Raw genomic sequence first — 12787 nt, 5'->3', positions numbered from 1 at the left:
CTCTTTTTTGGAAGAATTAATTTGATTATTCGGCGTTATCTGGTCAAGCAAGTGGTGTCGACATCGCTGGTTGTGATTGCCTTACTGACCTTGATCATGATGGGCGGCCGGCTGATCAAGTATTTTGGCGTGGCAGCGCAGGGCCGTCTGGATGCCGGCATTCTGTTCAGCATCATTGGCTACCGCCTGCCGGAATTTCTGACTTTAATTCTGCCGCTGGGCTTTTTCATCGGCCTGATGCTGGTGTTTGGCCGCCTGTATGTGGACCATGAAATGGCGGTGCTGAACGGCAGCGGGGTCAGCCGCAATCAGCTGGCGCGCCTGCTGCTGCCGATGACCGCGGTGTTTTTGGCGGTGCAGGCGTTTCTCATGCTGTATGCATCGCCTTGGGGCCTGCGCCAGTTTGAAGCGTTGACCACCAGCCAGGCGGTGCGCACCGGCTTTGATCTGGTGCGCCCGAAAGAGTTTATTTCCTCCGGCCCCTATACCATTTACGCCGGTGACTTGTCTGAAGACCGCAAAAACCTGAAGGATATTTTCTTTTATCAGCGCGCGGAAAAAGCCGGCAAGCCGGATGTGATTATTCTGGCGAAAGAAGCCACCCGCGTTGAAATGCAGAATGATGCGGCCAATGTGGTGGATCTGGTGGAAGGGCGGCGCTACGAAATTTATCCGGGGCAGCCGCGCTATTCGCAGGCCGAATTCCAAAGCTACCGCCTGCGTCTGGAAAATGATGCCGAAGCCAAGTTTGAAAGCGCGGAAGTCGAAGCCCTGCCGACAGCGAAGCTGTGGGCCAGCCGGGCCGACCCGGTGGTGGCCAGTGAATTGGGCTGGCGCGCCTTTGTGCCGTTTTCCATAGTCGTGGCCCTGCTGCTGGCGGTGGCGCTGTCCGAAGTCAGCCCGCGCCAGGGGCGCTATTTAAAGCTGTTCCCGGCCTTATTGATCTTCGCCAGCCTGATTGTGGCGTTAATGGCAGTGAAAACCCGCATTTCTAAGGCTGAGCTGGGCATCTGGGCCTATCCGGTCATTTTACTGGCCTATGCGGCCGCCGCTGCGCTGTTCTCGCGCAAGCAGAAGCTGGCGCCGAAAATTAAAAAGCAAATTCAGCGAGTGAGGTCTTAACAATGTTAGCGCGCCGTATTATTGCCAAACATGTGACCCGAACTACTGCGCTCGCCATGCTGGGCGCAACCGCGGTCTTGTCCAGCCTGCAGGTGCTGTTCACCTATTTGGGTGAGCTGGGTGAGCTGAAAGACGGCTATGGCGCATGGGATGCTTTCCTGCATGTGCTGTGGGGCGCGCCGAATGCGCTGTATGAAATTCTGCCGATTTCGGCGCTGATTGGCGCGGTGCTGGGCTTAGGCGCGCTGGCGTCAAACAGCGAGCTGATTGTGATGCGCTCGGTCGGCGTCAGCCTGTGGCGCATTGTCGGCTGGGTCATGCGCTCAGCGCTGCTTCTGGTGGTGCTGTCTTTTGCCCTGAGTGAGTGGGTCATTCCCTATACCAATGAAAAAGCCGACAGCATCAAGAGCCACCGCTCGGCCGCCGAGCTGGGTGAAGTGAAAGGCTACTGGAGCCGTGAAGGCCAGCGCTTTATCTATATTGATTACGCTAACTCGAAAGGCCAGCTGAAAAATGTGCAGGTGATAGATTTTGATGACAGCTACCGCCTGCGCGGCAGCCTGGATGCAGAGCAGGGGCAGTTTGTTGCAGACGGCAGCTGGGCGCTGAAAAATGCCCGGCAAATGGATATTTTGAGCAATGGCGATGCCGTGCTGGAGCACAGCAGCCAGCTGCCTTTGTCTTTGGCGCTGCAGCCGAAATATGTGCATATGGTGACTTTAGACCCTGAAGACCTGTCGCCGAGCCAGCTGGTCAGCTTCATGAGCTATCTGGATGAATACAGCCAGGTGCCGAAAACCTATCAGCTGGCCTTCTGGCAGAAAGCGGCTTCGCCGCTGGCCCTGATTGCGCTGGTGGTGATTGCCTGCTCGTTTATTTTCGGCCCGCTGCGCCAGCAGTCCATGGGCTTCCGCCTGGTGATTGCGCTGTTTACCGGCCTGGGCTTCTTCTATCTGCAGGATTTCCTCGGCTACGCCAGCCTGGTGTATTCGCCGCCGCCGGCATGGTTTGTTTTTGTGCCGATTGCGCTGATTTTCGCGGCCGGCGGCTATCTGCTGCACCGCGCCAGATAGCGCTTTTGCCGGCTGAAGCTGTGTTCCCGAACAGGATAAGGCTGCGCTGAACATAGAGTCTTGCGTGAAAATTCGGTAAGATAGCGTGATTAATTTATAGACCTGAAGAGTATGCAATGATGACGGATGCGGCTGCTGGCAAAATCCCCCATGTTTTAGTGATTATGGATGGTGTAGGACACCGTGAAGAGGTGAAAGACAACGCCTTTTTAGCGGCCAAGCGCCCGAACTTAAGCGCTATGCAGGCCAAGCATCCGCATAGCTTGATCTCCGGCTCAGGCGAAGATGTCGGCCTGCCGGATGGCCAGATGGGCAACTCTGAAGTCGGCCATATGAACTTGGGCGCCGGCCGCGTGCTGTATCAGGACTTTACCCGCATTACCAAAGACATCCGCACCGGCGCGTTCTTTGAGCACGAAGTGCTGGTGGACGCTGTGGAAAAAGCCAAAGCCGCCAATGGCGCCGTGCATATCATGGGCCTGCTGTCGCAAGGCGGCGTGCATTCGCATGAAGACCACATTGCGGCGATGGCGGAACTGGCGCTGAAGCGCGGCGCCAAAGTTTACCTGCATGCATTTTTAGACGGCCGCGACACGCCGCCGAAAAGCGCGCAGCCGTCACTGCAGAAGCTGGATGCATTATTTGCGCAGTATCCGGGCCAAGGGCGCATTGCCACCCTGATCGGGCGCTACTTCGCCATGGACCGCGACAACCGCTGGGACCGCGTAGAGCAGGCTTACCGCCTGCTGACCGAAGGCGAGGCTGCGCGCACAGCGGCCACGGCAGTGGAAGGCCTGGAGCAGGCCTATGCCGCCGGTGAAAGCGATGAATTTGTGAAAGCGACCCGCATCGGCGGACTGGCGAAAGTTCAGGACGGCGACAGCGTAGTCTTTATGAACTTCCGCGCGGACCGCGCGCGTGAAATCACCAAGGCTTTTGTGGAAAAGGATTTTGCCGGCTTTGAACGCAAAACGGTTCCGGCCCTGTCGAAATTTGTCATGCTGACCCGCTATCAGGCCAGCATTGATGCGCCTGTGGCCTATATGCCTGAGGCATTGGTGAATTCAATCGGCGAATACCTGTCCGGCCTGGGCAAAACCCAGCTGCGGATTGCCGAAACTGAAAAATACGCGCATGTGACCTTCTTCTTCAGCGGCGGCCGCGAAGACGAATATCCGGGCGAGAAGCGCATTCTGATCCCGTCTCCGAATGTGGCGACGTATGACTTGAAGCCGGAAATGAGCGCTTATGAAGTCACAGATGAGCTGGTGGCGGCCATCAATTCCGGCGAATTTGACCTGCTGGTGGTGAACTATGCCAACGGCGACATGGTCGGCCATACCGGTGTTTTTGAAGCGGCGGTGAAAGCGGTTGAAGCGGTAGACGCCTGCCTGGGCCGCGTGTATGAGGCGGTGATGGCGAAGAAAGGCCATATGCTGATTACTGCCGATCACGGCAATGTAGAGCAGATGCAGGACTACGTCAGCGGCCAAGTGCATACGCAGCATACCACAGAGCTGGTGCCGTTTATTTATGTCGGCCCGGCAGCAGCGGTGATTGATGAAGGCGGCGTGCTGGCGGATGTAGCGCCAACCTTATTGACCCTGATGAATCTGCCGGTGCCGGCTGAAATGCAGGGCCGCAACTTAATTCATTTAAACGCTTAAATAGGCAAGGATGGAAGCATGGCGCAAGCGCACTGGAAATCTGCAGCACTGTTCAGCGCGCTGGCCTGCGCCAGCCATTTTGCATGGGGCGCCGGCAAAACGCCGGCTTCCGATGAATTTGACGGGGGATACGGGAAGAGCTACGCGGAAATCCCGGTTGAATCCATTCAGCAGTTTGTGCAGATTTACGGCATCGTCAAAGACAATTATGTCAAAGAAAAAACGGACGATGAACTGTTTCAGCAAGCCATTAAAGGCCTGGTCAGCGGCCTGGACCGCTATTCCCGCTACCTTTCCCCGGAAGACTATAAGCAGCTGCTGCAGTATACCGAAGGCGATCTGGCTTCGGTCGATTTCAATTTGCGTTTTGATCCGGCGCTGCAGCACTGGGTTATTCATGGCCTAAAGCCGGATGCCGATTCAGCCAAACTGGGTCTGATCAATGGCGTAACGGTATATAAAATTGAAGATCAGGAGCTGAAAAAGCTCAATCAGGATCAAGTCAAGCATTTGCTGGACGGCGCGATCGGCTCCACTCTGGCGCTGCAGCTGTCCGCCGGCAGCGCGCCGATGAATGTGGTGCGCAATACCAAAATTGAAACCGATATTGAATCCAGGCTGCTGCATAATCAGGTGCTGGTGCTGCATGTCAAAGTCTTTCAGCAGGATACCGCCAATGAAGTGAAGCGGCTGATCGAGAATTACCCATCGTCAAAGCTGAAAGCGGTTTTGTTTGACCTGCGCAATAATCCCGGCGGACTGCTGTCAGCTGCCGTGGAATCGGCTGACCTGTTTTTAAATCAGGGGGTGATTGTCTCGACTAAAAGCCGTTCCGAAGGCGATCAGCAGTTTCAGGCTTTGCCGAGCCTGGAATTTCAGAACCTGAAAGTCGGCATTCTGCAGAATAACCGCTCCGCATCAGCGGCGGAAGTCTTTACCGCTGCCATGAAAGAGCATGGGCGCGCCTGGGTGGCCGGAGAAAAAAGCTACGGCAAAGGGGTGGTGCAGAAGCTGTTTCCATTAAGCAATGGGGCAGCCCTGCAAATGACTGTTTCACAGTACTATACGCCCAGCGGCCGGATGATTGAAGGCACAGGCGTGCAGCCGAATTTAAGCTATCCGTTCCCGCATGACATGCGGGAGGACAGCTATGTCGAGCATATTGCCGACCTGCTGCTGACCCAGAAGTAGGGCAGCGGGCAAGCCTCAGGCTTCGTCGGTATCCAGCCCGAATTTCTTCAGGCGGTAGCGCAGCGAGCGGAATGACATGCCCAGCTTTTTGGCCGCCACGGTTCTGTTCCAATGCGTCAAATTCAGCGCATTCAGCAGAATTTCCTTTTCAACCTTTTCCAGATAGTTTTCCAGGCCTTCTTCCGGCAGCTTTTTGGCGCATGGCGCCGCTGCAGCCGGAGCCGCGCCGGCTGATATTTCCGAGGCCGGCGGAAACGGCGCAGCCAGACGCTGCGGCGCGCTTTGCAGCTGCGGCAGGTCAATCGTGCCGTCATCGCTGAGGGTTATGGCGCGTTCAATGATATTGCGCAGTTCGCGCACATTGCCCGGATAATACTGCCCGGCCAGGAAGTCCTGCGCCCGCGCAGTCAGCTGCTTGGCCGGAATGCCCCATTCCGCGCTGATTTTTTGAATAAAATGCTGCGCCAGCAGCAGAATGTCAGTGCTGCGTTCGCGCAGCGGCGGCAGCGCCAGATCCATGACATGGATGCGGAAAAATAAATCCTGGCGGAATCTGCCCTGCTGCACCAGCGCTTCCAGATCCTGATGGCTGGCGCTGATCACGCGGAAATCCACATCAATTTCCGCATCTGAGCCGACAGGGCGGATGCGCTTTTCCTGCACCGCGCGCAGCAGCTTGACCTGCATGCCCAGCGGCAGTTCGGCAATTTCATCCAAAAACAGGCTGCCGCCGTGAGCGGACTGAATCAGGCCCTGCTTGTCCTGCGCTGCGCCGGTAAAGCTGCCTTTTTTGTGGCCGAACAGCTCGCTTTCCATCAGCTCGGTTGGAATGGCGCCGCAATTGATGGCGATAAAGGGCCCTTCGCTGCGGTTGCTCAGGCGGTGCACCAGATTGGCTGCAACCTCTTTGCCGGTGCCGGATTCGCCGGTAATGAACACCGGCGCCTGCGAGCGGGCAATTTTTTTCAGGGTAATCCGCAGCTGCTGCATCGGCTGGGACTGCCCGATCAGCATTTTATGCTCCAGGCCGTTTTCCTGCGCCTGGCTGGATTCGGCCGGCTTATTCAGCGCTTTCTGCAGCAGCTGTTCCAAATGCTTCGGATTTACCGGCTTGCTGACAAAATCAAAAGCCCCGGCTTTCAGGGCGGCGATGGCGATTTCCATATTGCCGTAAGCGGTCAGCACAGCAACCGGCAGGCCTGCGCAATGCGCATTGATCCATTCCAGCAGCTGCAGGCCATTGCCGTCCGGCAGGTTCAAATCGGTCAGGCAGGCATCATACTGATGCCCGCTCAGGCATTTTTTCGCCTCACTGAGGCAATGCGCGCTGTGGGTGTCTATGCCCATGCGCGCCAGTGACATCTGCATCAGCAGGCACAAGTCTTCTTCATCGTCTACCAGCAGTACCAGCGGCCGTTTTTCCACAATTTCACCCCAAAAAAATTAAAGCTCTGCGCGCTGGCATGTCAGCCGGAAGCAGGCTCCCTGTTGTTGTTCTGCATAAGTGAGCTGCGCCTGATTGGCTTCGCAGAAGCTGCGCGCAAGGTACAATCCTAAACCAGTTCCGGTAATTTCGGTACTGAAAAACGGCTGAAAAAGCGAAGCCTGGTGCTGAACAGCGACGCCTTGGCCAAAATCGCGGACATCCAGCCTTATTTTCTGCTCATGCGGATAGATATTCAATTCAATATGCTGCGCTTCAGGGTCATTATGCCGCACCGCATTGCGGATTAAATTGATCAGCACCTGGCGCAGCTGCGCCTCATCAAAATAAACGCCGCAGCCTGGCTGCATATTCAGCTGAATTTTATGCTGAATATCAGCCAAGTCTTCCTGAATCAGCAGCGGAATAAACGTATTCAGGCGCAGCAGCACGGCATGGGTTTCTTTATTCTTAACCATGTTCAGGGTGTCCTGAATGATGCTGTCGATGCGCTTGGCCTGCTTGGCAATCATGCCGCTCAGCAGCAGCTGCTGTTCCGGCGGGCTGCCGGCGCTTAAGTCATTGGCCTGCACAATGGCGGCCAAAGGATTGCGGATTTCATGGGCAATGCTGGCCGAAAGCTGGCCCAAAGCCGCCAGCTTCAGCTGCTGCACCTGCTGATTCAGCCTTTGCGCATCCTGCAGCACCAGCAGCGTCAGGGTCTGATGCGGCACGTTCAGCTTTTGCACATGCACATGAATATGGTAGCGGCTCTGCTGCGACTCAAACTGAAACTTTTCGCCGTTCTGCAGCGCTTCAAATTTCAGCAGCTGAAACAAGTCCGGCTGGGTTTTATACAGCGGATATTTTTCGGTGCTGTAGGCCGGCGGCATGCCCAGCAGCAGGCAGGCTGCGGGGTTGCTCAGCACCACATGGCAGTTGTCATCCAGAACCAGATAGCCGGTTTCAATCTGCTCCAGAATATAGCGGTTGATATTCTGCAGCCGGTTCAGCTCCAGCGACTGGGAAAAGTTCAGGTTTTCCAGAATTTGGAAGCGCCGGACTGCAATCTGGCCGCTGCCGTAGACCACAAAGAACAGAAAGGCCAGCAGCGCGCTGTTGCCGATATTCTTCAACGATGCGAAGTCTAAAATTGAACCCAGAAACAGCTGGTAGACAATGCTGATCACGGCCACCAGCGTAATCATCAGGGCTTTCTGCGCATCCAGCAGCAGCGAGGCGGCGAAAATCGTGATTACAAACAGCAGGCTTAAATGCAGGTTCGGGCCATCCAGAGCCAGCGTCAGCAGGCTTAAAGCGCTGACATCGGCAAAGAAAATCAGCACCAGCTGCTTGGGAATGGCCGACTGGATTTTATTGATGGCCAAATACTGCAGGCTGGTGATTGCCACATAAGCCGTCAGCACGTACAGATACAGCTGAGGGTAGGAATATTCAGGGGCCAGCTGGGTATAGGTGGCCAGGAAAATCATCAGCAGGCAAAAGCTGATGATGAAGCGGTAAGCGCTGTACCAGGTGCCCAGATGATACTGATTTAGCTCGGAATGGCTGGCGCGCTGATTCATATGGCCTGCATGCTGAAGAAATTAAGGCTTGATCAGCCCGTAGCGGATGGCAAGATGGGTCAGCTTCACATCGCTGTCAAGATTCAGCTTTTCAAAGATGCGGTAGCGGTAAGTATTGACGGTTTTGACGCTGACAAACAGCTTGTCGGCAATTTCCTGCGCGCTGATGCAGTTCACCACCATCATCGCCACCTGCATTTCACGCTCAGACAGCGCATCAAAAGGCGACTGCTGGGTGTCGGACAGATAGGAGCTGGCCAGCTGTTCGGCAATGTCCGCGCTGAAATATTTTCCGCCCTGCATGACCTTGTTGATGGCGCGCACCATTTCAGCCACCGGCGCGCCTTTGGTAATGTAGCCTTTGGCGCCGGCTTTCAGCAGTAAAGACGGATAAGGCTCTTCGGCCAGGCCGCTGACCGCCAGCACTTTGGTTTCAGGCGCAGTCTGCAGCAGGCGCCGCGTGGTTTCCACCCCGCCGATGCCGGGCATGTTGACATCCAGCAGCACCACATTGGGATGATGCTGGCGGACCAGGGCAATGGCTTCTTCACCAGATTCAGCTTGACCAATAACCTGAACATCCGCGTGGTCTTCGAGCATTCGGCAAATACCCGTACGCACCAATTCATGGTCATCCACCACTAAAACTGTGATCACCCGCATTCTCCCTGTATAAAAAACGTCTTTTTTGTTACATAACGCAAAATAAGCTTGCAATGAAACAGCAAAATTAGCAATGCTATTCTTATCTTAAATGAAAAACTTATTGGGCGATGCCTGCGCATAAAATGCGCTCTATTATGCAGATTACGGCATATTGGAGGCAATGCGCAAACTATTGCTTTCTTGAGTTGAGTGAACGACCGTGAAGAATTCAAATAAATCTTTAATGCGCGCACTAGGAATATCATTTTTATTCGGCATGAGCTCAATGAGTTTTGCCGAAATCATCATGAATCCCGGTTCGAATCAGGCGAGCCTCAGCTGGTCTTCTGAAGAAGCCAATCAGCTGCTGAACGGTGATGTGTCCGCTGCTGCATACAGCGAAAATGAACCTTCACCGCAAGGCTCAACCAAAGTCAGCACCTCAATCCGCAGCGCCGGCGGCATCACGCTGTCTGCGCCGGCCAAAACGGTGCAGATTTTTGATACCGGCAGCTATTCGCATCAGCCGTCGGTCAATGCCCGCGCGGCCTTGGTGATGGATGGCCAAACCGGAGAAGTGCTGTACAGCAAGAACAGCAATACCGCATTTCCAATCGCGTCTATCACCAAGCTGATGACGGCGGTGGTGATTGCGGATGCGCGCCTGAACATGTCAGAAAACATTACGCTGCAGCAGATTGATTTTGCCGGCGCAGGCGGCAAGAACTCCAGCTCGACTTTGCGCGCCGGCGATTCCATGAACCGCGCGGAAGCGCTGCTGTTCGCCTTGATGAAATCGGAAAACCCGGCAGCAGCGGCTTTGGCCCGCACCTATCCGGGCGGCCGGGCAGCCTTTGTCGCTGCCATGAATGCCAAGGCGAAAGCGCTGGGCATGAACAGCAGCCGCTATGTTGAATCTTCAGGCCTGGACCCGCGCAATGTTTCTTCCGCGCGCGATTTAGGCATTCTGGTGAACACGGCAGCGCAGTACGGCCTGATCCGCCAGTTTTCCACTACGCCAAGCTATGACTTCAATCTGGGCTACCGCGTGCTGAAATCCAACAATACCAATGCGCTGGTGCGCAACGGCGGCTGGAATATCAACATTTCCAAAACCGGCTATATTAATGAGGCGGGGCGCTGCGTGGTGATGCATACCACCTTGAACAACCGTCCGGCTGTTGTGGTGCTTTTGGGTGCAGACACATCGGCGGCCCGCACCAGCGATGCGACCCGGCTGATGACCTGGGTGACGCAGCTGCCTAAGCGCATTTAAGCTTTGCCGGTCTGAAAAAAACTCTTCGCATGAAGAGTTTTTTTTGTGCCTGAATAAAGCGGCGCAGCTTGTCGCGGATCAATAAATGCCGGTCGTTTTTCCGCTGAAAATAGGCTAATGTTAAGCCACAACAATAAATGACGGCATGGCGGTTATGAATGCGATGCAGCACGCGCGGATTTCCGCCAAGCGCTGGGGCGGAGAGCCTGAAGATTATTATGAAATACATGCATTTATTGACAGCACCAAGAGCCTGTGCAGCGATGCGCGGCACCGGATTCTGCATACCCTGTGGGGGGTGAATACTGCGGTGATTCCTGTATTTGGGCACAGCCTGCAGAACAGCGCCGGCAAGTCGGTTGATGTCAAGGATTTATGCGAGCGCGACCATTTGCTGGTGGACTATCAGCAGCGCTTTATTCCAACGCTGAATGATTTTGTGAATGCTATTGATGCCAGGCAGCTGCCGCCGGATTTTGAGCGCCATGTGGAGCAGCTGCATCAGCATTATTCGCAGGATCAGGCTGTATCACAGCTGCTGCTTTCGCCGCTGGCGCTGACTGGGAAGCTGCATTCCCTGCTGCTGACGCACAACAGCTGGTTTATCGGCAACATTCTGCCGCGCCTGGGGCATCCGCTCCGGCTGCGGAATATTGCCTGCAGCCCGGCCGATTTTTTCAACGCCATGCGCTTTGAACTTTGGATGGATAACGGCATGGCGATTCCAGCCAGCGCCCAGGCCCTGCATCAGCGCAAGCAGAGCGCTTAACATTTAATTAACAGCGAACAACGACAAAAAAGGGGATTTTTATGACAGTTTATGTAATCCGCGCTAAATACTTCGGCTACAACGATGAAGTGTTCTATGTTATGGGTAACCGGATTGCCAATGTTTTTGACAATCAGGCCGCCGCCGATGCGGCCTATAAGCGGCTTGAAATTCACAGCGCGCGCGATTTTCCCTTATATGAAGTGGAATCGCTGTTTGATGCCGGTGAAAAAGAGCTGCAGGCTTTGGACGATTTTGTTTTTTCACGCTGCGGCGCGCATATTTATGAAAATGGCGAGCTTTCCCGCGATGAGCTGCCTGAAAGCCTGAGCGATGAAGACACTTTTGCATTTGTGCAGCGCGCTGAAATGCAGAAATTCCAGCTGGTGCAGTTTGAGCATGAAGCGAAGTTCTATGGTTTATGGTCTGTGAAGAAACAGCAGTGGGCTGAAGAGCATGATGAGTTTTTTGCAGGCCTGATTTATGCGGAAGATCCGGAACAGCTGAAAGGCAAAGTCGGGCATATTTTTGCTGACTATGGCCATTCGGAAATTTCCCTGCCGGGCCCGCTCGAGGATTTGTCCAGCCAGCCTGGGCTGCTGAAAGCGCTAGTCGCTGCGCAGGGCGGGCTGGGCTACGATGAACAGAAGCAAATGCTCTACATTGGCGCCTGGGAAGATGACGCTTTATATGCGGTCAACGCCTTGCTGAAGCAGCCGCTGTTCGAGATTAAGGAAATTGGGCTGGAAGAAATCCAGCGCCTTGAAAAAGAGCTGGCCAAACAGTACAGCTATGAGGAAGACTGCGAATAGCCTTGCGCATTTGTTCTAGCCAAAAAAAACCAGCTGCCTGCAGCTGGTTTTTTTCATTTATGCAGTGTGCTTACTGCATATTGGACAGAATCGAGTCTTTGACCTGATCCATGGTTGCGTCAATTGACAGCATTACTGCGTCCTGGCACTGCTTGATGGCGGTATCCGGGTCTTTCAGGCCGTTGCCGGTGACTGTGCAGACAATCACTGAGCCTTCAGCGATTTTGCCGGCTTTAATGTCGCGGATTGCGCCGCCGACCGAAGCCGCCGAAGCAGGCTCGACGAATACGCCTTCGTACATCGACAGCAGGCGCTGCGCGTCCAGAATTTCAGCATCGCTCAGTTCGTCAAACCAGCCCTTGGAGTCGCGCACCACAGCTTTGGCATGGTTCCAGCTTTGCGGGTTACCAATACGGATGGCGGTCGCTACTGTTTCAGGGTTAGCCACTGGCGCACCGCGAAGGAATGGCGCAGCGCCTGCAGCTTGGTAGCCCGCCATAATTGGCAAGCCTGCTGGTTTAGGGCCTGTGAACTGATCTGTTTCAGCGTCATAAACCACTTGTTCAAACTCATCTTTAGATTGGTTTGCAACAGCTTCTGTATAACCCATCCAGTGCGCAGTAATGTTGCCAGCATTGCCGACAGGCAGGCAGTGATAGTCTGGCGCACGGCCCAATGCTTCAACGATTTCGTAAGCAATGGTTTTTTGGCCTTGCAGGCGGTATGGGTTGATTGAGTTGACAATCGTCACCGGCGCCTGATCAGCGACTTCCTTAACAAGGCGCATGCCGTCATCGAAGTTGCCGCGGATCTGCATGGTGATTGCGCCGTACATCATCGCCTGCGCCATTTTGCCCATGGCGATTTTGCCTTCCGGAATTAACACAAAGGCTTTAATGCCGGCGCGGGCCGCATAAGCCGCCGCCGCCGCCGAAGTGTTGCCTGTAGACGCGCAGATAATCGCCTTAGAGCCTTCCTCAACCGCTTTGGTCACCGCCATGGTCATGCCGCGGTCTTTAAATGAACCCGTCGGGTTTAAGCCTTCGTACTTCACATAAATTTCAACATCTTTGCCAATAATGCGCGGAATGTTTTCCAGCTTGATCAGCGGCGTGTTGCCTTCGCCAAGAGAAATTGCGCGGGTAGTTGCAGACACAGGTAAACGGTCACGATAACGGTCAACTAAACCAGTATAACGATTGGCATTCGACATGATGATGTTC

At 54.7% G+C, this 12787-nt stretch carries 11 protein-coding genes; 7 read left to right on the top strand and 4 right to left on the bottom strand.

Features of this window, described 5'->3' with window-relative positions; all coding sequences use genetic code 11:
- The first annotated feature begins 21 nt into the window (after positions 1-21).
- The 4 genes from lptF to RSA72_RS11905 all read left to right on the top strand — a co-directional run bounded on the left by lptF (position 22) and on the right by RSA72_RS11905 (position 5053).
- A complete protein-coding gene (gene lptF, locus RSA72_RS11920) occupies positions 22-1122 on the top strand; it encodes an LPS export ABC transporter permease LptF (RefSeq protein ID WP_332624676.1) in 1101 nt (366 codons plus the stop codon).
- A 2-nt stretch (positions 1123-1124) separates the two neighbouring features.
- The gene (gene lptG, locus RSA72_RS11915) at positions 1125-2195 is read left to right on the top strand and encodes an LPS export ABC transporter permease LptG (protein WP_332624675.1); all 1071 of its coding nucleotides are present in this window, start codon (positions 1125-1127) and stop codon (positions 2193-2195) included.
- A 119-nt stretch (positions 2196-2314) separates the two neighbouring features.
- A complete protein-coding gene (gene gpmI / locus RSA72_RS11910) occupies positions 2315-3862 on the top strand; it encodes a 2,3-bisphosphoglycerate-independent phosphoglycerate mutase (RefSeq protein WP_332633220.1) in 1548 nt (515 codons plus the stop codon).
- Positions 3863-3880: 18 nt separating this feature from the next.
- The gene (locus tag RSA72_RS11905; RefSeq protein ID WP_332622049.1) at positions 3881-5053 is read left to right on the top strand and encodes a S41 family peptidase; all 1173 of its coding nucleotides are present in this window, start codon (positions 3881-3883) and stop codon (positions 5051-5053) included.
- Between the two features lie 15 nt (positions 5054-5068).
- Here the strand turns inward: RSA72_RS11905 and RSA72_RS11900 are convergent, their stop codons facing one another.
- The 3 genes from RSA72_RS11900 to gacA are packed head-to-tail and all read right to left on the bottom strand — an operon-like array spanning position 5069 to position 8719.
- Positions 5069-6481, bottom strand: a complete 1413-nt coding sequence (locus RSA72_RS11900; RefSeq protein ID WP_443098254.1) for a sigma-54-dependent transcriptional regulator — start codon at positions 6479-6481, stop codon at positions 5069-5071.
- 15 nt (positions 6482-6496) lie between these two features.
- Complete coding sequence (locus RSA72_RS11895; protein WP_332622052.1) at positions 6497-8062, bottom strand: sensor histidine kinase; 1566 nt, start codon at positions 8060-8062, stop codon at positions 6497-6499.
- A 21-nt stretch (positions 8063-8083) separates the two neighbouring features.
- Entirely contained in the window at positions 8084-8719 is a 636-nt protein-coding gene (gacA, locus tag RSA72_RS11890; protein WP_068908108.1) for a response regulator transcription factor GacA, read from the bottom strand.
- Between the two features lie 208 nt (positions 8720-8927).
- Here gacA and RSA72_RS11885 point away from each other — a divergent pair, with 208 nt between their 5' ends.
- From RSA72_RS11885 to RSA72_RS11875, 3 genes are all read left to right on the top strand, one after another.
- Complete coding sequence (locus RSA72_RS11885; protein ID WP_332622053.1) at positions 8928-9983, top strand: serine hydrolase; 1056 nt, start codon at positions 8928-8930, stop codon at positions 9981-9983.
- A 154-nt stretch (positions 9984-10137) separates the two neighbouring features.
- Complete coding sequence (locus tag RSA72_RS11880; protein WP_332622054.1) at positions 10138-10752, top strand: DUF6915 family protein; 615 nt, start codon at positions 10138-10140, stop codon at positions 10750-10752.
- Between the two features lie 41 nt (positions 10753-10793).
- Positions 10794-11564, top strand: coding sequence for a hypothetical protein (locus tag RSA72_RS11875; protein WP_332622055.1), 771 nt, complete (start codon positions 10794-10796; stop codon positions 11562-11564).
- Positions 11565-11634: 70 nt separating this feature from the next.
- On the opposite strand, the gene thrC is transcribed toward RSA72_RS11875, so the two are convergent.
- Positions 11635-12777, bottom strand: a complete 1143-nt coding sequence (gene thrC, locus RSA72_RS11870; protein ID WP_332622056.1) for a threonine synthase — start codon at positions 12775-12777, stop codon at positions 11635-11637.
- Positions 12778-12787 lie beyond the last annotated feature (10 nt).

Origin of the sequence: Acinetobacter sp. (assembly GCF_036659555.1) — a bacterium.
In the GTDB taxonomy this organism is placed as follows: Bacteria; Pseudomonadota; Gammaproteobacteria; order Pseudomonadales; family Moraxellaceae; genus Acinetobacter.
Note: the sequence above shows the minus strand (reverse complement) of the source record. Positions and strands in the feature narration are given on the sequence as shown.

Coding starts and splice junctions, on each gene's coding strand:
- RSA72_RS11875 (WP_332622055.1), top strand. CDS start 10,794: ATGACAGTTTATGTAATCCGCGCTAAATACTTCGGCTACAACGATGAA.
- thrC (WP_332622056.1), bottom strand. CDS start 12,777: ATGTCGAATGCCAATCGTTATACTGGTTTAGTTGACCGTTATCGTGAC.
- gpmI (WP_332633220.1), top strand. CDS start 2,315: ATGACGGATGCGGCTGCTGGCAAAATCCCCCATGTTTTAGTGATTATG.
- lptG (WP_332624675.1), top strand. CDS start 1,125: ATGTTAGCGCGCCGTATTATTGCCAAACATGTGACCCGAACTACTGCG.
- RSA72_RS11905 (WP_332622049.1), top strand. CDS start 3,881: ATGGCGCAAGCGCACTGGAAATCTGCAGCACTGTTCAGCGCGCTGGCC.
- RSA72_RS11895 (WP_332622052.1), bottom strand. CDS start 8,062: ATGAATCAGCGCGCCAGCCATTCCGAGCTAAATCAGTATCATCTGGGC.
- RSA72_RS11880 (WP_332622054.1), top strand. CDS start 10,138: ATGAATGCGATGCAGCACGCGCGGATTTCCGCCAAGCGCTGGGGCGGA.